17 protein-coding genes are annotated in these 19,679 nt (G+C 58.6%); 9 read left to right on the top strand and 8 right to left on the bottom strand.

The window, feature by feature from the left end:
* Positions 1 to 154: 154 nt before the first annotated feature.
* Positions 155 to 2,338 (bottom strand): esterase-like activity of phytase family protein, encoded by a 2,184-nt coding sequence (locus tag SJY13_RS13930; protein WP_377191563.1) that lies wholly within the window; start codon positions 2,336 to 2,338, stop codon positions 155 to 157.
* Between the two features lie 136 nt (positions 2,339 to 2,474).
* Positions 2,475 to 3,950, bottom strand: coding sequence for an NAD-dependent succinate-semialdehyde dehydrogenase (locus SJY13_RS13925; protein ID WP_377191561.1), 1,476 nt, complete (start codon positions 3,948 to 3,950; stop codon positions 2,475 to 2,477).
* Positions 3,951 to 4,219: 269 nt separating this feature from the next.
* On the opposite strand from SJY13_RS13925, the gene SJY13_RS13920 reads away from it, so the two are divergent.
* From SJY13_RS13920 to SJY13_RS13885, 8 genes are read left to right on the top strand one after another with little or no spacing between them, the layout of a single operon-like run.
* Positions 4,220 to 5,299 (top strand): hypothetical protein, encoded by a 1,080-nt coding sequence (locus SJY13_RS13920; protein WP_377191559.1) that lies wholly within the window; start codon positions 4,220 to 4,222, stop codon positions 5,297 to 5,299.
* A gap of 5 nt (positions 5,300 to 5,304) precedes the next feature.
* Positions 5,305 to 5,718 (top strand): hypothetical protein, encoded by a 414-nt coding sequence (locus SJY13_RS13915; RefSeq protein WP_377191557.1) that lies wholly within the window; start codon positions 5,305 to 5,307, stop codon positions 5,716 to 5,718.
* Positions 5,715 to 6,833, top strand: a complete 1,119-nt coding sequence (locus tag SJY13_RS13910) for a hypothetical protein (RefSeq protein ID WP_377191555.1) — start codon at positions 5,715 to 5,717, stop codon at positions 6,831 to 6,833. The genes SJY13_RS13915 and SJY13_RS13910 overlap by 4 nt, the downstream gene beginning before the upstream one ends.
* Before the next feature lie 22 nt (positions 6,834 to 6,855).
* On the top strand, positions 6,856 to 8,787 hold the full coding sequence (locus tag SJY13_RS13905) for an AAA family ATPase (protein WP_377191553.1): 1,932 nt from the start codon (positions 6,856 to 6,858) through the stop codon (positions 8,785 to 8,787).
* Complete coding sequence (locus tag SJY13_RS13900) at positions 8,784 to 9,638, top strand: hypothetical protein (protein ID WP_377191551.1); 855 nt, start codon at positions 8,784 to 8,786, stop codon at positions 9,636 to 9,638. The genes SJY13_RS13905 and SJY13_RS13900 overlap by 4 nt, the downstream gene beginning before the upstream one ends.
* Positions 9,638 to 10,975: a DUF6638 family protein gene (locus tag SJY13_RS13895; RefSeq protein ID WP_377191549.1), complete on the top strand. Its 1,338-nt coding sequence runs from the start codon at positions 9,638 to 9,640 to the stop codon at positions 10,973 to 10,975. Before SJY13_RS13900 ends, SJY13_RS13895 begins: the two co-directional genes overlap by 1 nt.
* The gene (locus SJY13_RS13890; protein ID WP_377191547.1) at positions 10,976 to 11,242 is read left to right on the top strand and encodes a hypothetical protein; all 267 of its coding nucleotides are present in this window, start codon (positions 10,976 to 10,978) and stop codon (positions 11,240 to 11,242) included. It abuts the gene before it with no gap.
* 11 nt (positions 11,243 to 11,253) lie between these two features.
* On the top strand, positions 11,254 to 11,898 hold the full coding sequence (locus tag SJY13_RS13885) for a DUF1523 family protein (RefSeq protein ID WP_282152855.1): 645 nt from the start codon (positions 11,254 to 11,256) through the stop codon (positions 11,896 to 11,898).
* A gap of 62 nt (positions 11,899 to 11,960) precedes the next feature.
* Here the strand turns inward: SJY13_RS13885 and SJY13_RS13880 are convergent, their stop codons facing one another.
* The 6 genes from SJY13_RS13880 to SJY13_RS13855 form a co-directional block, all read right to left on the bottom strand.
* Positions 11,961 to 13,055, bottom strand: coding sequence for a flagellar basal body P-ring protein FlgI (locus SJY13_RS13880; RefSeq protein WP_377191545.1), 1,095 nt, complete (start codon positions 13,053 to 13,055; stop codon positions 11,961 to 11,963).
* Positions 13,052 to 14,059: a flagellin gene (locus SJY13_RS13875; protein WP_377191543.1), complete on the bottom strand. Its 1,008-nt coding sequence runs from the start codon at positions 14,057 to 14,059 to the stop codon at positions 13,052 to 13,054. Before SJY13_RS13875 ends, SJY13_RS13880 begins: the two co-directional genes overlap by 4 nt.
* A gap of 2 nt (positions 14,060 to 14,061) precedes the next feature.
* A complete protein-coding gene (flgK, locus tag SJY13_RS13870; protein ID WP_377191541.1) occupies positions 14,062 to 15,513 on the bottom strand; it encodes a flagellar hook-associated protein FlgK in 1,452 nt (483 codons plus the stop codon).
* A 33-nt stretch (positions 15,514 to 15,546) separates the two neighbouring features.
* Entirely contained in the window at positions 15,547 to 16,842 is a 1,296-nt protein-coding gene (locus SJY13_RS13865) for a flagellar hook protein FlgE (protein WP_377191539.1), read from the bottom strand.
* Positions 16,843 to 16,940: 98 nt separating this feature from the next.
* Complete coding sequence (locus SJY13_RS13860; RefSeq protein WP_377191537.1) at positions 16,941 to 17,777, bottom strand: flagellar motor protein MotB; 837 nt, start codon at positions 17,775 to 17,777, stop codon at positions 16,941 to 16,943.
* An 85-nt stretch (positions 17,778 to 17,862) separates the two neighbouring features.
* Complete coding sequence (locus SJY13_RS13855; protein ID WP_377191535.1) at positions 17,863 to 19,200, bottom strand: FliI/YscN family ATPase; 1,338 nt, start codon at positions 19,198 to 19,200, stop codon at positions 17,863 to 17,865.
* Between the two features lie 87 nt (positions 19,201 to 19,287).
* Between SJY13_RS13855 and SJY13_RS13850 the strand changes: the two genes are divergently transcribed.
* Complete coding sequence (locus SJY13_RS13850; RefSeq protein ID WP_377191533.1) at positions 19,288 to 19,674, top strand: FlgB family protein; 387 nt, start codon at positions 19,288 to 19,290, stop codon at positions 19,672 to 19,674.
* Positions 19,675 to 19,679 lie beyond the last annotated feature (5 nt).

The raw sequence follows: 19,679 nt of genomic DNA, 5'->3' as shown, positions 1-19,679 counted from the left end.
GCGGTTCCCCACTGTTCTGGGGAGATTTTAATTTGAAACTATTCAGTTAGTTTGCTTTGTGAATGTGTATAAGTCGCCTTTTGGAATGGCCGCGGGGAAACTGAACGACCCCACGCATGATTCGCGCGGGGCCGATCACAGTTTGGAACGCTGATCAATTCCCGGCCGTCACCGACCCGATGGACCAGAACATCGTCTCGCCCGAGGCATCGTCGACGCCGTCATTGTCGGTCATCACAAAGGCTTCGCCCGAGGGCAGGATGGCCAGACCTTCGATTTTGTCCAGAACGTAACCGCCGGTCGAGGACAGGTCGGGCAGCAGGTCGCGGACTTCTTCCTTGCTGACCACGGGCAGATCGCCGCCCAGCGGCGCGGGCGTCATGTCCGACAGCGGAATGCGATAGACCTTTTTGGTCACAACGCGGTGGTCATGCTGGTTGTCACGCTCGATGACATAGACATAGTCGCCAAAGGCCACGATTTCCGACAGGCCGATCCAGCCCTTGGCGGGTTCTTCCTTGGGGTAATGCACGGCGCCCCATTCCTTGGTGTCCAGATTAAAGGCGACCAGCTTTACGTGGTTCTTGGGATCGTCCTTCCATTCGCGCTGCACCGCCATCCACAGGGTGTCGCCGACGCGGGTGATGCCCTCAAAACCAAAGCGTTTCTCGACGGCCATCAGTTCCGGTGGCAGGCCGATCTCACCTTTGCGGTCCTTGATCTTGCCGTCTGCAGCGACGTGATAGATCGCATGTGGGATCAGACGATCCGTGCGCCCTTCGGAGGCGACATAGAACCCGCCCTTACCATCCAGCGTGATGCCCTCCAGATCCAGCTTCTGCGCCGGGTTGCCGTCCTGACGGTGGACGCGGATCACATCCACAATGCGGGCGGGTTTCTGGCTGGGGTCGATCTTGAAGATCGAAGGCTGGAAGCCGTAGAAGCTGTCGTTCACCGCATAGATCATGCCGTCCTCATCAGCCACCAGACCGGACAGGGCACCCCATCCGATCAGCTCATCCGCGCCTTCCGATGTCAGGTGCGGATAGGTGGCGGGGGCGTCCTGGTATTCATAGATCATGACATGCGCACGCGGACCGCCATCTTCGATCAGGTCTTTTTCGTTAGCCGAAATCAGCAGGTTGCGGTCCGGGATCGCAACATAGCCTTCCGGGCCAACACCAGACGGCAGAAGCTGTTTCAGAACCGGGTGGGCCAGATCGGTGGCGTCATAAACACCCACGACCGAGGCACGTTCAGCCCCCACAAAGATCATCGGCGTGTCGCCGAAGGTCGCGGCGGTCACACTTTCTGGCTCAACGCCTTTACTGTCCGAGCGCTTGTCGGGGTAGTGGCCGATCTGAATGATGGCTTTTTCAAACGCGGTGCCGTTTTCGTAAACAACTGTGCCGTCCTTGTGGAAGATCGTCCAGCCACGCGAACCGCCCTCGTAATCGCCTTCGTTGGCGGTGGCAAAGTGATCATCGTCGATCCACTTGACCGCGTCCGGTTCGCGCAAGCGGCCCTGCTGGCTTTCGGTAAAGATCAGCGCTCCGCGTTCGTCCGTGGCGTCGATGCCGTCCAGATCAACAGCTCCGGCTGAGAAATGGCTGATCACGGTGCCATCCTTGTCGACAACCGCGATGTGGTTGTTTTCCTGCAGCGTGATGACGGTTTCACCCAGGCCGTTGATGTCGACGAACTCGGGCTCTGGGTCGGTGGGGGCAACCTGGGCCAGGCCGGTCAGGCTGGTCATTTTCATCGCTGAACAGTCCAGCGCGCCGTCTTTCAGCGGCACCAGTGCAAGCGATCCGGCGGGCAGCTGAGGGATGAGCCCGCCGTTCAGGTCTTCGTCCCGTTCGTTTTCAATAGCCACGGCGACAAAGCTGCTGTCGGGGGCAATGGCGACGCTGTCGGGCTGGCCGCCCAGATCACAGGCGCCGGTTTCCGCCCTGTCTGCGATATCGACCGAGATCAGCTTGCCAGAAGGCGCGGTGTAGCTGTCAGAAGTGTTCACACTGACAAATGCCGTCGTGCCGATGATACCAACGGATGTCGGCTCACCGCCCACATCCATCGTGCCCAGCGGGGCCGGGTTCGCGGGGTCGGTGATGTCCACCTTACCGATCGCACCCAGCGGGCTGTCGGTATATACCAGCGTCATGCCATCCGCTGTGGCGGCAATGATCTCGGGCGAGGTTTCGCGGTTGGTATCGGCCCCCTCGACCATGTTTTCGACCACGAGGAAGGACGCAATTCGGTTGAAGTTCATCTCTGCTACGGCCTGACCGGCGGTCAGGGCAAGGGCAGATGTCAGGCAGGCAAAGCGCAATGACATCGGTAGTTATCCTCTCTCACTTGGATGCAAGGGGGATGGACCGGGTTCATTACGCAGTTGTGACAGTTTGACTGCAGTTTTGTGACAAGCGTGAGGACAAGACCGGCCACCGCGCTTTGGCGATGGCCGCAATGGATCAGACCGACAGGCAGACGTATTTCATTTCCAGATAATCTTCCATCCCGTGATGGCTGCCTTCGCGGCCCAGACCGGATTGCTTGACGCCGCCAAACGGACCCAGCTCGGTCGAGATGATGCCGGTGTTCACGCCGACGATGCCATATTCCAACGCCTCGGCCACCTTGTAGACGCGGCTCAGGTCCTTGGCATAGAAATACGAGGCCAGTCCAAAGATCGTGTCATTGGCCATTGCAATCACGTCGTCCTCATCGTCGAACTTGAACAGCGGGGCCAGCGGGCCAAAGGTCTCGTCCTGGGCGACCAGCATGTCCTGAGTCACTCCGGTGACAATGGTGGGCTGAAAGAAGGTGCCGCCCAGATCATGCGGCAGACCGCCGGTCAGAACTGCGCCACCCTTTGCGGTGACGTCCTGAATGTGTTCCTGCACCTTGGTGACAGCGTCGTCATTGATCAGCGGGCCGGTTGTGATGCCTTGGGTCAGGCCATCACCGACTTGCAGCGCCTCAACGGCTGCTTTCAACTTGGCTGCGAATTCATCGTAGACACCGGCTTGTACATAAATCCGGTTGGCGCAGACGCAGGTCTGGCCGTTGTTGCGGAACTTGCACATCATCGCGCCTTCGACGGCTGCGTCCAGGTCGGCGTCGTCAAACACGATGAACGGCGCATTGCCGCCCAGCTCCATCGAGCACTTCATCACCTGTTCCGACGCCTGTCGCAGCAGGATGCGCCCCACCTCGGTCGAGCCGGTAAAGGTCAGCTTGCGCACGCCGGGGTTTTCACAGAATTCCTTGCCAATCTCACTGGAGCGTGAAGACGGCACCACGTTGAAGACACCTGCCGGGATCCCGGCCTGCTCGGCCAAAGCGCCCAAGACCAAGGCCGACAAGGGTGTTTCCGCAGCCGGGCGGGCAACAAAGGCACAACCCGCTGCAAGCGCAGGTCCGGCCTTGCGGGTAATCATCGCATTGGGGAAGTTCCACGGCGTGATCGAGGCTGCCACCCCGATGGGCTGTTTCAGCACCATGATCCGCTTGTCGCGCTGATGGCCCGGAATGGTCTCGCCATAGATCCGCTTGGCCTCTTCTCCGAAGAACTCGATGAAAGACGCGCCATAGCCGATTTCACCAACGGCCTCGGCCAGCGGCTTGCCCTGCTCGGCGGTCAGGATTTTGCCCAGATCTTCGGCGTTTTCCATCATCAGATCGTACCAGCGGCGCAGGATTACAGCGCGTTCTTTGCCGGTCAGCTTGGCCCATTCCTTTTGCGCAGCCTCGGCCTGTGCAATCACGCCGGCGACCTGCGCGCGGCTCAGGTCTGCGACCTCGGCCACCACATCACCCCGCGCTGGGTTGGTCACTGCGAAAGTGCCGTTGTCGCCGTCGACCCACTGCCCGCCGACATAGGCTTTGGTCACCAGCAGATCAGGGTTTTTCAGGATGGATTTCAGGTCTGTTGTTGCGTCCAGCATGGGTCGCCCTCCGGCAGAAATGATGTCCCGCGCACACAATCAGGTGGCGCCCGGATTGTCTATGTCCACTGTGCTGCGCGGATCGCTCCAGATTTGATCAAATGTCGCCTGTGCATCCGGCCAACACTTCGCCATTCGCTTGTGCAAACGCGCTTTCATTTTGCTGATGAGTTTGCCAGAGTCCGCAGGAATTTTGAGCCCAAGGGGATGTAAATGGACGTAACATTCCCTATCTTATTGGGTAAATAACGAAAAAGGGGACAGCAGAGATGTCGAACCAGCAATTTGAAGCGCTGATTGAAGAAACTCAGACCAAAGTGCGCGAAAGCCAGTCGCAGATTGAGGGGCTGACCAGCCGGATCGAAGCTGCGCGCGCCAAGATCGGTACCGCCGAGGCCGATATCGACATCGAAAACGCCACGCTCGAAGACGTGCATGCCCATACCGAGGTGATGAACGCCAACATCGCCGAGTTGATCATGGGGCTGGACGACGTCACCAACGCGTTTTCCAAGGATTTCGACGAAATGCGCTCAAAGTCCGGGTGGGAAAGCTTTGTTGGCATCTTTTCCAAAGGCAAATCTGAGTCGATGCGGCAGGAGCGTATGCGCACCGCCAATATCGACGACAAATTGCAGGACCTGATCGCCAAATCCGACGTGATCGTGCAATTGCTGCAAGGGCAGCTGTCCGTGCTGGAAGAACAGCGCGTGAAGGTCGAGGATAACCTGACCGGCACGCTGGACGACCGTGAGGCCACGGTGGCCGAACTGGAGGCACTGCGCGCCGAAATTCAGGGCATGGACCCGGCCATTATTACGCTGGAAAACAAGATCAGTGTCGAACAGGATGCCGCCGCGCGCACCCAGTTGGAAACCGAACTGGCAGAGCTGAACAAGCAATACAATGCCAAGGTTCAGGAAGAGCAGGTCAAGCTGGCCAAATCCCAAACGCTGGAGCGCTATATCGAAAAGGGCAAGACCTGGGTCGACTCCCTACAGAACCAGGCGGCGACACAGATGGTGCTGATCAACAAACTGCAGACAGACACACAACAACGCGTGGTGCTGTATGATGCCCTGACCAAATCGCTGAAAACCGCACAGCAGCAGGACGTCGCCCACCGCATCAACGAGATCGGCGTGCAGACGGACCAAGAGGCGCAAACGGCGATGGCCGCCATCGGCACCGCGACCAACCAGAAGATGGCCGACATGCTCGAGGCGCATGAGGACCACATGGTCTTTGCCCGCGACGTGCTGGAGAAAAAGGCCAAGGCGGATGAACGCTTTGCCCGCCGGTTTGCCTCGATTGTCGAGAAGCATGATAAGAATTTGTATGGGGGCTAAGGTAAGTGAACTGGTTTCGCACAAAGTGGAAAACCGTACTTGCCTTAGTTACCTCCGGCGTTTTGGCTTTCCTGACGTGGCAGGGCAATAACACCGACAATAAGTTGCTGTTTGTGGTGGTTATTTGGATTGCGGTTGCTGTCTATATTATGGGCGCAAGACTGATGCCCCCTGCAATAGGTACACCAGAGGACGAGCTTCACCATATGACATTATTCGAAGCAATTCGTACCAAAGACGTTTGGTTACAAATCCTTAGGCATCGCTGGCTGGAAGTCTGTCTTTTGGTTCTGTTCCTGATATTGAGTACAGGGTGGGGCTTGCTTTGGATGGGCGCACTTGGTGTCAGTCTTTTGACTTTCGTTCAGCTGTTTGAAACAGCAAAAGTTCAAGTGGAGCGTAATCGAACTCGGCGATGACAAACCCCACCCAAGACCATGTCGGCCTGACCGACACCTTCGCCTCGCGCCGCTATTTTCGCAAATTCGAGGTGATCACCGTTCACCTCCTGCGCGTGGCCGCGACGATGGAGGCTGAGGGCGCGATCAGCAAGCAAGAGGTGCGGATTGTGTCGCGCTACCTCTCGGGGCTGCTCTACACCTTCCGGGCGCTCTCCATGAAATACCTGCTGGTCGGGCGCGATACGGGGCGGTTCTTTGGCAGCCTCGCCATGGACAAGCGCGACAGCGGGTTTCCGGTGGCGGCTGAGTTGTTGACCATGGCCAATGACGCGCAGCAGGCGCAGGTGCATCTGGCGAATATGCCCTCGGAAGATGATCTGAAAACCGACATGGTGCGGACCATCATTGGCGATCAGGACATCCCCACCAAGCTGCAATTCGCGCTTTCTCAAAGGCTCTATTACGAGGAATTGTTGAAGGGTGAGCTGTTCTGGGCCCGCAACGATCCCGAATGCCACTGGATTGGCAACGAAGGCGAGCGGCGCAAGTTTCTGATCCACTGGGCGGTTTATGACAGCCAGATCAACCTGCCGGTCATTTACTTGATGCAGTTGGAAGATAGCGGCAAAACCGCCCTGCCGAAGGATCAGCGCCGCTGGCCCGAAGTACAGGCTCATCTGATGGCGCAATCATTGGGCGGGCTGAAACTGGTGACGATCGCGAAAGGGTTTGATCAGGATTTCGACGACCTGCACCCCAAACACCTGCGCCGCATCCATGTGGGGCCGATGTATTCCTCGGCCTATACCGAGCAATCCGGACCACTGCGGCAAGTGCTGGAAGACGCCCAGGCCCCACAAGGTCAGGACTGGGCTCTGGCCTGGACCATGGAGGAATTGGACAGCGCCAAGGTTGTCGAAGAACGCGCCGGCTGGTTCTCGACCGTCGAGCGCGAGGTCTTCGCACTGGACCCGTTCGGCGGGCAAGGGGCAGAAACCGGGGCAACGCGGACCCAAAGGTCGATCATCCTGCCCCAACGCCCGTTTCAGGTGCTGGCTGAACGAAATCCGCCGGGCTTTGGTGATGTGCAAAAGTTTGTCGTCAGCAAAACCGGGCAGGTGCTGCGATATTGAATAAAGAAAAGGCGATTTTGAGATGAGCTTGACGTCAGATCAGATGGAATTGCGCGAAGGCGACATTCGCAAGCACTACCCGGCGGCCACTGCTCTGCTAAACGGGTTCGATCATGCACCGCGGATTGCCAAGGCCGTTGCGGTGACGACAGAACGGTCCCCCGGTGTATCGACAGGACGGCGGTTCCGGTCGACGACGCCGGGGTTGGTGACGCGACGCACCGTGCGCGCCGACGGGGTGCATCTGGTGGAACGGATCGAAGCCTCGGATGATGGCGATACTCTGGTGTCGCCACCGCAGGCGACCGCGCAGCAGGCCATTCGACGAGCAATTTCCATCGCGCTGGCTGTGGCCGAGGCTTATGCGGAACAGACCCCGCTGGCCGACCTGAAACGCGCCAATCTGGCAGGCGACTTGCCTGCAGCGCGAAAAACTGAGTTTTCGGAACTGCTGACGGCCGAGGCCCTGATCACCTCTCATACCTTCGGGAATGCGCTGGCGTATCTGATGTCCTCGCATCTGGGCGAAACCACCGTTGATGTCGGGGACATCGAAGAGGTCCTGACCGACAATGGCCAACTCGCCCTGCACGGCGCATTGTGGGAGTTGGACCAAACGCTGGCCAAACACGCCCCCGACGATGCGCATCTGATCGCCGCCACCAGCGCCTATGCGGAACAACTGATGGACAAGGCCGCCCTGCGCGCCCAGTCCGCAGGCCATCTGGCCCCGTTCCAGAACGCCGCCTGGCATATTGAGGCTGACGACCTGACAATCCGGGGTTTTGAGCCCGCATCCAAAGCCAAATCCACCACCCTCACCATGACGTTCAAGAAACCGAACGAGGTGGTCGGCAACCATATCGCCAAATATCAGGCGATGAAGCTGGCCAAAATGGTGATGGCCTATGATTTCGACCGCCGCCTGAACCCGTTCGCCGAACTTGGCGGGTTCATCTTTACCTTCATGGGCGACGGCAAACCGGGCACCGGCAAAACCACCCTGATCCAGATGATGGCCGGGCTGATCAACGACTATTGCCACAACGCGGGTTATCCGTTCCGCTATCAGAACCTGAGCACCGACAATATCGACAGCTATCAGGGCAAGTCCGGCCAAAACGCCAAGGCGTTTATCAACACGATCCTCGACCCTTCGGTCATCGGCTTTGGCACCATTGACGACATTGACCAATTGGCGGGCAAGCGCGGTGACCGGCAATCGTCAGCCGGGCAACTGGAAATCACCGCCGTACTGATGGAGAGTTTTGCCGGCGCCAACACCGTCGTGCGCGGCAACTGCACCTTTGGTATGTTCTCGAACTACCCCGAGAATGTGGACGACGCCCTGCGTCAGCGGGCCGGTGCTCGGTTCCTGGTGGACGGGCCGCAAACGCGCGAGGATTACATCGACATCCTGCACCTGCTGATGGGCCGCAACCACGACATTCCGCTGGGCGAGCACGAGGCCTATGCCGCGCAAGAGATCAAGAAGGCCGTCGCCGCCAGTTTCGAAAGCCATTCCCGCCCGCATGAGGACGCTTTGCTGCAGGTCTATGACCGGGTGTCCGGCGATATCGGCCAGATGGATACGATTGCCAAGATGGGCACCTACCTCAAGGCGATCCAAGCCGCGGATGAGCGCTTCACCGGCCGCGCAATCAAGAACATCACCGACGCGGTCAAGGTCCGCGCGATGGACTTTGAGCTGCCCGACGAATGGATGGAAAACCCCGACCTGTTCCTGACCCGCGACTACGACACCAAGAAGGCCATGATCGAGGACCTGCGCCAGCCGATCACGGTGGAAATGGTAATCCAAGAGATCAACCGCTACGCCGACAGCGAGTTCCGCTATGCCGACAAGAGCGACGAGGTCGCTATCGAAAATGCCGTCCGCGAGATGGGCCGGATGGAAGAGGCCAAGCGGCGGTATCTGGAGGGGAAGGGGTGAACCGCAGGGAAGTCGAGAGTTTCTGGCGAAGCAATAACCCGGTTATGTGGGGGGTAATTACGACAGCAGTCGTAGGTGCGGTGGGTGCATTTGTTTTCTTGCAACCGGTTTGCGAGCCAAGTTTTTGGGGTGGTCAGATTTGCAATAACGGAAAGTGGGCGAGCTTCTTGGACAACTCACCGAATGAAGTTGGAGATACGCTGGCAGGATTTGCTGGAACTCTAGCTTTTGTTTGGATTATCGTCACCGTCGGCCTTCAGAGCCAAGAATTGGCAGAGCAAAGAGAGAAATTACGCCTTACAAGGCTCGAAATGAAAGAGCAACGCGAAGCCACGCAGGACATGGCACGTTCAATGTCCGCTCAAGCTAGAATATTTGAAGCTGAAGCTCGTCAGCGAGACGAAGATCGGGCGGAGGCGTTGTTTAATGAGAACTTGAGATCATTTATCGTAGCAATCAATGAAGCCAGCGCTAAGGGTTTAGCTTGGCATTTTTCGAATGATGTCTTTTATGAGGATTTTATCACCAATGGTGACGTTCATAGTTATTACCTTGGGGACCAACGGAGCGCGGACAAAACTATAGATGACGCTATCTCTCACCTGCGCAGACGACTGTGCAATACGCATGAGCATCTTTGGGAATTGCTGCATACTTCTGTTGACTACAAACTTCCAGCGAGAACCAATTTAGTTCCTGATCTCATTCAGAAAATTGAAACTATTCTCGCAATGGAAGATACACTTTCGTCACCACAACGGGAGCGGTTATCTAGGATGCGGCTTCACGAAATTAAGTCTGATCTCGGCAAGCTGGTAGAAACCAGAAAACTTTGGGCGGAGGCTGCTTAATGATCCGCCTCATCAAAAAAGGCCTGATGTTCGGCAATCTCGTCCACATCTCCAGCCCGGCTCTGGTCGAGCGGTATAACCGCGCGCTGCAGCATCTGGCGGGCAAGACCACGGCACTGACGGATTTCCATGTCGATATCTCGGGCTATTCGCCGGAGGTGGGGATTGAGTTGGAGGATGAGCTCTACCTCAACCCCAACGGGGTCAACCGGCAGTTCATCCTGCTGACGACCGAACAGAAACGCGCGCCTTTGCTGAACGTCAAATTCTCGACCTCGCGCGATATCCTGCGCGAGTTCATCGAGATGAACGAGGCGCAGCTGTTTGCCCTGACCGCCACCGATGCGGTGGCCGGAGAGCTGGTGAACTCGGTCATCAAACTCACCACACCGCGCGATCTGCTGAACCTGCGCAAGATCGAGGTTGAGGTCGACACCGCAGGCGGCACCCTGCGCAAGGCTCAACAATTGGCGGGCATGGTCGAACAGTTCAAGACCGAAGAAGACGCGTGGTTTGATGATGTGCTGATCGCCAAAATGATCGAAACGGCCAAAGAAACCGGCGACGTAACGCGCAACCCGGTGCGTCCGCACCACACCGCCTTCGAGCAGCGCAACTTCTGGACGGCGCATTTTGGCGGGCTGTATCTGTTCCCGGACATGGACCACCCGGCTGCGATCTGCATGGGTGAAAAGCTCGATGATCTGCTGATCAAATACACCTTCGATCCGTCGCAGAGGAACAAGATTGCCAAGTTCCTGGATTACAACGATCTGGTCGAACCAATCGTCAAAGCGCCCGGTGTGGATGCCGCTGCAATCCTGCGGCAAAAGATGGATTTCCTGACTATCGACGCTGCCGCAAATGCCGATGTCGACCTCAGCGCTTTGGATCGCAGCGACATGCGGCGTCTGGCCCGCAGCCACGCTGAGCATCTGCCCGAGGCCTATCACGGATTGGCGCAGCTGCTGCGCTGGGCGACTGATGGCGGGCAGTGGCCTCGGATCACCTCGGCTCATCCGGCCTATTTCTATACGCTGCGCGCCGCGGACACGCCGGACCGCGATCTGGTGAACATGCTGCTGGCCGAGCTTGCACCCTTGGACCCGCGCCAGATGTTCATTTGCCATAAAGAACTGTTCTACCGCACCTATGCGACATGGCCCGAGGCCAAAAAAGCCTATGTTGCCGACTTCCTTGCGCGCGAGTATCAGGTGGATAAGGCTGGCGCCCGGGCCGCACTATTCGGCCACGAACCGGACATGAGCGGCAATGACCGGATCAGCGAAGACATCATCGCACGCGTCGGCCCCTGGGGCGCAGTAGGGAGAAGTTAAATGTTCGTCGCACTGCGCTTTTTGATCCCGTTGCTGGTCGTTCTGACGGTCATGTATGTGGGCGTATCAATCTATTCTCGCTGGGTGCGGCGCAGTAAGCTGATCGCCCATTGGGAGAAAAAGGGTCTGACCGGCGACCGCGATGCATTTGTCCAGCGCGGGCTAAAAAAATACGACGGATCGTTTCGCCGCAAACTGATCCTTGGGATTTACGTCGTGCCGCTGGGCCTGATCGCAATCCTGATTTATGTTACGAATTTCATGTGAGGGTTTCGCTGATGCGTTACGTCAAATGGGCTATCATCATCCTGTTCTGGGGCACGATTGCGGCGGTGTTGAATTACACCCTTCCGCAGCACGATGTGGTTCGGATTTCGGATACCTATGAGAAACGGATCGACCCCGGTGAGAACAGCATCTTCTGGTCGGTTCATGATGTCGGCAGTGATGCGACAACGCCAAACCGCGATGTGTTTTTCATTCAGACTCGCAAGACCAACGGCAAGGTCATGGTGTATCGGAACGAAGACACGGGCTGGGGCTGGCCGCCCTATTTCAAGCTGAATTCGTCGAACCTGCAAGCCGAAGCAGCGGACCAGAAATCGACGACTGAGGCGCCCCGTTGGGTTGTCGTGCGCCATTATGGCTGGCGCAGTGAGTTCCTGTCGATTTTCCCGAATGCAGTGAAGATCTGGGCAGTCGACAGTCCTGACGTTCGGATTATTCCCTGGTTCAATATCATTTTCCTGACCGTATTCTTCGCGATAGTTTGGGCCCTTTGGGTCCGCTGGCGCCGGTTTCGTGAGGCGCGGGTCGATCCCGTGATCGAGAATATGGAAGATGGCCTTTATGCCGCCGGCGACGCAATAGAAGAGCAGGGCAGCAGGTTCCGAAAATGGCTGAACAGTTGGAAATCCAAATAAGTTTTGGTGGGGCCGTTTGGCCCCTCCGCCAGTCTTGGCAGTGACCTGCTGATCGGAGTTCCTCAGCGTACGATAAATTCGGCGTGCAACGCCCCGGCGGCTTTGATCGTCTTCAGGATGTCGATCATGTCCCGGGGCGACACCCCAAGCGCGTTTAGGCCTGCCACAACTTCGGACAGGGTTGCCGCTTCGGGTATTTCAGCCAGCCCGGTTCCTTCCTCTTCTTCTATTCCGGCGATTGTTCTGGGCACCAAAACAGTTTCGCCACGCGCGAAGGGGTTGGGTTGAACCGCAATCGGCGCCTCTTCGACCGTGAGCGTAAGGTTGCCCTGGGAGACAGCCACGCGGGATATCCGCACTTCCTGCCCCATCACAATCGTGCCCGAACGCTGATCGATCACGACGCGGGCCTTGGTTTCGGGTTCGACCAGAATGTTCTCGATCCGCCCAAGCGCGTGGGCGGTCGAAATTGCCTGCGTTGCCTCGATGTTCAGCTCAACCGTCCCGGAATCGCGCATGATGGCCACTGCGCTGTTGAACTCGGTATTGATGGCAAGCTCGATCCTGCCTGCCGTAGTAAAATCAGGCTCTCGCAAAGCAAGGCGCATCTGGGTTAGCGCCGATAGTTCGAAATCGATTTCTCGTTCCACCCTTGCTCCGGAGGGGATCACGCCGGAAGTGGGAACGCCCTGCACCACCGATTCAGCCTCTCCCTCAGCCGACACGCCGCCTGCCAAAACGGTGCCTTGCGCAACAGCGTAAATCTGCCCGTCAGCAGCGTTCAATGGCGTCATGATCAGCGTACCGCCCAGCAGACTTTTGGAATCTCCGATGGCAGAGACCGTCACGTCGATCTGCCCCCCAACGCGCGAAAAAGGCGGCAGGCTTGCAGTCACCAGAACGGCGGCCACGTTTTTGGGGCGGAAATCCTCGCCGTTGACGTTGACGCCCAACCTTTCGAGAATGTTGGACATGATCTCTTCGGTAAAGGGCGAATTCCTGAGCCCGTCACCGGTTCCATTCAGCCCTACTACCAGACCGTAACCGACCAGATCGTTTCCGCGGACTCCGTCGAAGTCCACCAGATCTTTCAGTCGGATAGCGCCGGCGGAGGCCAGGCCAGGAAGCAACATCAGAAGAAAAACAAGAACTCTCATCTCAGGAAATTCACCAGCGACAGGTTCGCGTTGCGAACGGTGACCGAATACAGGCTTTCCAGTTGGAACTGCACGGTTTGCAACTGAGCGGCGGTTTGGTAGGGGTCCGCAGCCAACAGTTCATTCCGGCTGAATTCCAGGCTTGTGCGCGCGGCGCTGTTGCGCGTAGCGGCTTGTTCTATCCGGGCCTCGGCTGATCCCACAAAAGCACGCAGGTTCACGGTGTCGTTTTGGGTGTTGGCCAGGTCAACACCCAGTTGAGTGAACAACGCTGTGCGTTGATCTGACGGCACGGCCAGAGCCGTGTCCGACACCACGGCCGCGACGGCGATATCCCGTAAGGCCGCTTTCAAAGCGGGATCCGTGGCGGTAAGGGGGATGGTGACGCTTTCATTTTCGGATATCTGCATCGGTGCAAGCGACGTGCCCGATCCCTGGTAGATCACTGCGTCAAAACCGGCCGGGTCATTGAACCAGGCTTCCGCCGCCTGCCTGATATCTGTCACGGTGGTCAAACCGGCTAATTCGACCTGCAGCGCGGTCAGCAATGTGTCTGCTGGCGGCAGCGGAGAGACATCCGTAGACACTCCGGAAAACAGGCTGCGCCCCCCGGCCCGCGTGTTCAGCGCAGACATGATCGTATCTAGTTCGTTCCGGGCCTGAACGGACGCATTTTCATGCGAAACAGCCTGATTCGATGTGCCAAAAGACAACAGGGATGCGGCAATTTCGGACACTGAGTCGCTGACCGTTGTCAGGCTCAGCTGCATGGCGTCTGCGAACAACCCCGCCTCTGCCGTCGCGACCTGAAACGCATCCAGCCGGGACAGGCTGCGATCCAGATCCAGCAGGTGAGAATAGTCGCCGTCCAGCCGCCCGGACACATCCTGAACCTTGCCGGTGGACATTTCGTAGGACAGGGTTTCGATCTGGCTTTTGATTTCGGTGGCGCGGGTGCGCAACGTCAAGCCCCGCGCCAGATCGCCGATAGATGTCAGTGTCATGTTCATAACCTCAGCAGAGTTTCCATCAGTTCATCCACGACCGAGACGAGCCTCGCATTTGCCGCGTATATTTGCTCGATCTGCATCAGCCGCTGCAATTCCTGATCCGTGTCCACACCTTGTTCGGCCTCGATCCTGGACATTTCAAGCTGCGCGCCGCTGGCAAAAGCTTTGCGCTGACTGGCGGTATGCGCATTGCTGCCAACCTGTGACAGCAGCGCCTCGGTTAGGTCGGCCGCGCGCATGTTGCCGGTGCCAAAACTTGAACTTGCAACCGGTCGCGCGTCACTTAGTACGGCACCAAAGGCCCTCAGTTGCATGGCGTTGCCCGGGTCTCCGGGGGCGAGTGCCCCTAGCCCGGCCCGCAGTTTCCAGCTGTCGCCGCCATTATCCGGGTCAACAACCGTGTTCAGACTGATACGAGACGCCAGCCCGGCCGGCGCGGTCACGTCAAAGCGGTTGCCGTCATCCGTGAACACCCCCGGGTCGGTTGCCAGTGCCGTCGGGTCCAGACCGGGGGTTTCAAAACGCTCAATCAGGTCACGGGCTACAGTGTCCAGATGGGTTTGGGCCTCGACCCCCAGCTCATCCCGGATCTGGAACTGTGCCATCAGCGAGCCGCCCCTGATCTGGGCACTGTCGCCGCTGGTGCGTACAGGGTTGCCATTCATTTCCAGCCCCGAGAGCAACCCGTTTGCCACAGTCATATGCGGTTTGGTGTCGCCGGTTGTCGTAAACGAGAATTCCGCGGCGGTGCCTTCCAACAGGATCAAGCCGCCGTGTGAATAGAGTGAAACCTGATCATTCGCGCGGGGCACGGCGTTCACCGGCACCAGTTCGTTAACCTGATCGATCAGCACCTGTCGCTGGTCCAGCAACGCGTTGATATCGCCGCCCGAATATTTGATCGCTGGCAGCCTGGCATTCAGTTCCTCAATATCCTTGAGGGTCTGGTTCAGGCGATCCACCTGCTTGCCGATCGCGCGATCCGCGTCTGATCGCACCTGCCGCAGCCCCTCGGACGCGGCGTTCAGGCCCGTTGCCAAATCCCGGCCTGTGCGGGCGACCTGATCCAACCGCTCGGCCGAGTTGGGCAGGCTTGCGGCCGTAATCAGGCTGCCATCAAAATCCGCCAGACGCGTGGCCAGCGAAGTCGCATCATCCGCAGATCCAACAAGGCCTTCCAGCCGGGTATGAAAATCGGACAGCGCGGTTTGATGGGCCAGATCAGCATCGGTGGTGCGGCGATTTGCGGCCAGAACCGGATTCTGGTGTCTGACCACACCGGCCGCACGCACGCCATTGCCTGTGATCGCGTTTGTTGTCAGTTCCAGAGACCTGCGCGCATAGCCGGGCGTCAGTGCGTTGGCGATATTGTCCGACACAACCGATGCACCGCGGCTGGCAGCAGTCAATCCGCTGAGAGCGTTGTTCAATGCTGTCGACATATTCATGAGGCAGGTCCCCTTCCTGGGTCAGATCTCAAATCAGCGTTTGATATTGGTTGTTTCCTGAAGCATCTCATCCACGGTTTGGATCACCTTGGCGCTGGAAGAGTAAGCGCGTTGAGTCTGAATCATCGAGGTCAGCTCAGTAGCCACATCGGTGGTGGATTCCTCGCGCGCAAAGGAAATCAAATCCCCCGTCGGACCTTCGCCTGCGTTCCACAGGAAGAACGTGCCGCTTTCCCGCGATGGCGCATAGGTCTGGCTGTCCAGTGCTGTCAGGCCATTGGGGTTTGGCACATCAGCCAGAGGAATCTGGAACATACGGCGACTGACGCCAGTATCATAAAACGCGTAGACATAGCCGTTTTCGTCGACCTGAACACTGGTCATGGTTCCGACGGCCGAGCCGTCGCGCGTAATCGACACCGGCGCGAACGTGTCGGACAATTGCGTGATTCCGTCCTTGTCGCCGATCTGACCGATATTGATCTCCATCGGGCCGCCAGCAACAGTTACGACAACACTACCGGTGGCCGGATCAAACGCCCCGCCAGAAACCGTAGCGACGCTGGCCAAGGTGCCTCCCGCTGTGCGGCTATCGGTGAAGGTGAGCGTGTACTCTCCGATCACCGCCCCGCCCGAGGCCGAGTCGCGCAGGATCATGGTCCACTCATTGCTGGACCCGGTTGCGGGAACAGTTGGCACAAGCTCGATATCGACGCTTTCGGATTTGCCCAGATTGTCAAAATACTCGACCGAAAGCGGTTGCGTGTTCCCTGATGCCCCGGCATCGGTGGCTGTCGCAGGCAGGTTCATGCGCAGGTTCATCTGCGTGGTCGGGGCGCCTGACAGCTGGTTTACACTCAGCTGAATGGCTTCCAGGGCTGCGGGCGTGTCGCGCGGAACCGGTGGAAATGACCCGTCCGAGTTGGCGCGCCATCCCAGCAGGACAAGCCCCAATTCTGTGACCAGGTATCCTTCTTCATTCGTGCGAAACGACCCCGTGGTGGTCAGCAGCATTTCGTTCGAGCCGCCAGCGATTTGCGAGCTGGGGCGTACGGGAAGCATACCCCGGCCGCGCACGGCCAGATCGGTTGAATTGTTGGTGGTGACCAGGGACCCGCGCTGGTCTATCAGACGCTGACTGGTGGTTCTGACGCCACCTGCCGAATAGCTGCCGCCCTGGCCGGACGTCACCATGGAATGAAAATCCGTCTCAACCCGTTTGTAGCCAAAGGTGGACGAATTGGCGATGTTGTCTGAAATGGTGGCCAGTCGGTTGGCGTTGGCCTTCAATGCGGCCACACCGGCTTTCAGCGAAGAAGAAATAGTCATTGGCACGCCCTTCTGTTGCGTCAATCGTTGATGCAACAGCTAACGTGCCGGGCCTTAACAGCGCGCTAACAGGTAAAATGCGTTCTAACCTTTCGCCGTCACGAGTTGCGCAGGAAGATAATCTCGATCCTGTTGTTCCGGGCAGCCATCGGGTTTTCACTGGACAGTTTCCGGTCGGCATGGCCGGTGACACGGTCCAACCGAGGCTTGGCGACGCCCTTGTCCTGCAGCATCTGGCGCACCACTTGCGCACGCGCTGTCGACAGATCCCAGGACGGGTCGCGGACCAGCACGACCGGTGATGCGCGGACATGTCCTTCTACGGCTACGGCATTTGTCACCAGATCCGAGGACCGTGCCACCAGTAGCGCCAGCGCCCGCATCATTGGGGTCGGATCACCCGTGCCCGATTCGAACAGGGGTTGATCGTCGGTATCGAACAGCTCGACCACCAGACCTTCGTCGGTGACGCGCGTGACGATATGTTTGAGGACCTTGTCTGAAACCATGCTCTCGCCGGTGCGTCCCAGAAGCTGCGCCTCAAGCGTGGAAAAATCCGCGGACTTTTTCTTGCCACCATCCGGGTTTACGCCAACCGAGCCCCGCGCCCGTCTGGCGATCATCGGATGCCGTTTCGCGGCGCCCGAGCCGTCCATCACCATGGTCTGTTCGGAAAACATGTTGTTGCCGCCAAAAGCGCCCTCCCCGCCGCCTGAAACCGGGTTCACCGGAATCGTCGGCGAGAAGTAATCCGCCAACCCTTTGCGCTGCGTTTCCGTCGTTGCATTCAATAGCCACATCAACATGAAGAACGCCATCATGGCCGTGACAAAGTCTGCATATGCGACTTTCCACGCGCCACCGTGGTGACCATCACCACCCGACACACGTTTCCTCTTGATGATGATTGGCGCCGCATTGGTTTGCGCACCCATCTCCACCACCTTTTTATCACCCAACTACCGGGATAGCCGCGCAGGTCTTAAGGTGGGTTTAACACTTAAAACTGTCCGGACTTCTCTAATGGGGCTGGTGGGCGTTTATCCGCCGTAAAATCAGTTTCAGGTGGTTGAAACTGTTTTTTACCCCGTCCGGTTCGACCTTACCGAAGAACGCGTCCAGGTCCTCATGGACACGTACCGCCTGATCCAGCAGCGGGTCCGCGCCTTCGGAATACAGGCCCGCCTTGATCATTACCTCGGATTGCTCATAGCTGCCCACCAGCCTGCGCGCCTCGGCAATCATCTGGTTTTCCTCGTCCGACGCCGCAGCCGGCAAGCTGCGAGAGACGGACCGGCTGAGGTCGATGGCCGGGAACCGCCCGCGTTCGGCGATCTCGCGGTTCAGCACGATGTGGCCGTCCAGAACACCGCGCAGGATATCGGCGACAGGTTCGTCCATGTCAGACCCAGCCACCAACACGCTGAACACGGCGGTGATATCGCCCTGATCTGCGGTTCCGGGGCCTGCCCGTTCGCACAGACCGGCAATCAGAGGCGTGACCGACGGTGGAAACCCCCGAAGCGAGGATGTCTCGCCCATGGCAACGGCGATTTCGCGATGCGCTTCGGCAAAGCGTGTGACCGAATCCGCAAGGTAGAGGACGTTCAACCCCTGATCGCGCAGATACTCTGCCACCGACATTGCCGACCACGCGCAACGCCGGCGCGCCAGGGCCGACTGGTCCGAGGTGGCGGCCACAACAACCGCGCGCTTCATGCCATCAGCCCCCAGCGCGTGTTCGACGAACTCATTCACCTCGCGCCCTCGTTCCCCGACCAGCGCGACGACCACCGCATCTGCCTGCATGGACCGCGCCAATGTCGCCAACAAGGTGGATTTGCCAACGCCCGAGCCGGCAAACAGTCCGATCCGCTGCCCTTGTACCACGGGCAACATGGTGTTGAGCATCGCCAGCCCGGTCTCCATCCGCGCGCCCAGTGGTTTGCGCGCGACAGCGGCGGGTGGCGCCTGCATGATATCCCGTGCCTGCGCCCCGGCCAGCAGGGGTTTGCCATCCAACGGTTTGCCAAACGGATCAAATACGCGCCCCATCCAGTGCGGGCCTGGCGCAAAGGCGGGCGTTTGGTTCAGAATCACCCGATCGCCCAGACAGACGCCATCGGGGGCCGCTGTCGGCATCATGTGAACCATCTCTGCCTCGACATGCAGTACCTCACCCGGCAATTCCGGCCCGCTGCGCCGCCGCAGGGTCAGGTGATCACCGATGCGCGCCTGCCCCGCAAGCCCCTGTATTTCAATGACACCACGCGCCACGCCCGCAACACGGCCCATGTGACGCGTGGCGGACAGACGGTCGAATTCGCATTTCAGAAGCAACGGGTCGAGATCGGACATGATGGGGTCTCCAACAGGTTTCTGCAAACGCTTTCTAAAGGAATCGGGGTTAAGCCTTGATTGAAATTGATCGAGGGAGAAGCCCCGATGTTCGATGACCTGAACGTCTTTAAGACCGCGTACGCAATGGCAACCCACGCTGGACAACGGCAGGCTGTCATCTCGCGCAACATGGCCAATGCAGATACTCCGGGCTACCAGCCCCGCGATATCGAGGCCTTTCAGAAAGCTCTCGAAAATTCCGGACGTGAGGTCGCGATGACCGCCACGCGGCAGGGCCATCTGTTCGGCGGGTCCGGCGCGCAGCCCTGGGCCGAGGTTGAGGTGAAACCCGCAGGCGATCCCAATGGCAACGGCGTTTCTATCGAAGAAGAAATGCTCAGGGCGGTTGAGGCTAAACGCCAGCATGATCGGGCGTTGGCCATCTACAAATCCTCGATGAACGTGCTGCGCAGCAGTCTGGGCCGGGCTTAAGGAGA

The sequence above is a fragment of the Ruegeria meonggei genome (genome assembly GCF_042768335.1).
GTDB classification, from domain to species: Bacteria; Pseudomonadota; Alphaproteobacteria; order Rhodobacterales; family Rhodobacteraceae; genus Ruegeria; species Ruegeria meonggei.
Note: the sequence above shows the minus strand (reverse complement) of the source record. Positions and strands in the feature narration are given on the sequence as shown.

Coding starts and splice junctions, on each gene's coding strand:
- SJY13_RS13855 (WP_377191535.1), bottom strand. CDS start 19,200: ATGTCCGATCTCGACCCGTTGCTTCTGAAATGCGAATTCGACCGTCTG.
- SJY13_RS13875 (WP_377191543.1), bottom strand. CDS start 14,059: ATGACACTGACATCTATCGGCGATCTGGCGCGGGGCTTGACGTTGCGC.
- flgK (WP_377191541.1), bottom strand. CDS start 15,513: ATGAATATGTCGACAGCATTGAACAACGCTCTCAGCGGATTGACTGCT.
- SJY13_RS13880 (WP_377191545.1), bottom strand. CDS start 13,055: ATGAGAGTTCTTGTTTTTCTTCTGATGTTGCTTCCTGGCCTGGCCTCC.
- SJY13_RS13930 (WP_377191563.1), bottom strand. CDS start 2,338: ATGTCATTGCGCTTTGCCTGCCTGACATCTGCCCTTGCCCTGACCGCC.
- SJY13_RS13850 (WP_377191533.1), top strand. CDS start 19,288: ATGTTCGATGACCTGAACGTCTTTAAGACCGCGTACGCAATGGCAACC.
- SJY13_RS13860 (WP_377191537.1), bottom strand. CDS start 17,777: ATGGGTGCGCAAACCAATGCGGCGCCAATCATCATCAAGAGGAAACGT.
- SJY13_RS13925 (WP_377191561.1), bottom strand. CDS start 3,950: ATGCTGGACGCAACAACAGACCTGAAATCCATCCTGAAAAACCCTGAT.
- SJY13_RS13895 (WP_377191549.1), top strand. CDS start 9,638: ATGATCCGCCTCATCAAAAAAGGCCTGATGTTCGGCAATCTCGTCCAC.
- SJY13_RS13885 (WP_282152855.1), top strand. CDS start 11,254: ATGCGTTACGTCAAATGGGCTATCATCATCCTGTTCTGGGGCACGATT.
- SJY13_RS13865 (WP_377191539.1), bottom strand. CDS start 16,842: ATGACTATTTCTTCTTCGCTGAAAGCCGGTGTGGCCGCATTGAAGGCC.
- SJY13_RS13910 (WP_377191555.1), top strand. CDS start 5,715: ATGACAAACCCCACCCAAGACCATGTCGGCCTGACCGACACCTTCGCC.
- SJY13_RS13890 (WP_377191547.1), top strand. CDS start 10,976: ATGTTCGTCGCACTGCGCTTTTTGATCCCGTTGCTGGTCGTTCTGACG.
- SJY13_RS13905 (WP_377191553.1), top strand. CDS start 6,856: ATGAGCTTGACGTCAGATCAGATGGAATTGCGCGAAGGCGACATTCGC.
- SJY13_RS13920 (WP_377191559.1), top strand. CDS start 4,220: ATGTCGAACCAGCAATTTGAAGCGCTGATTGAAGAAACTCAGACCAAA.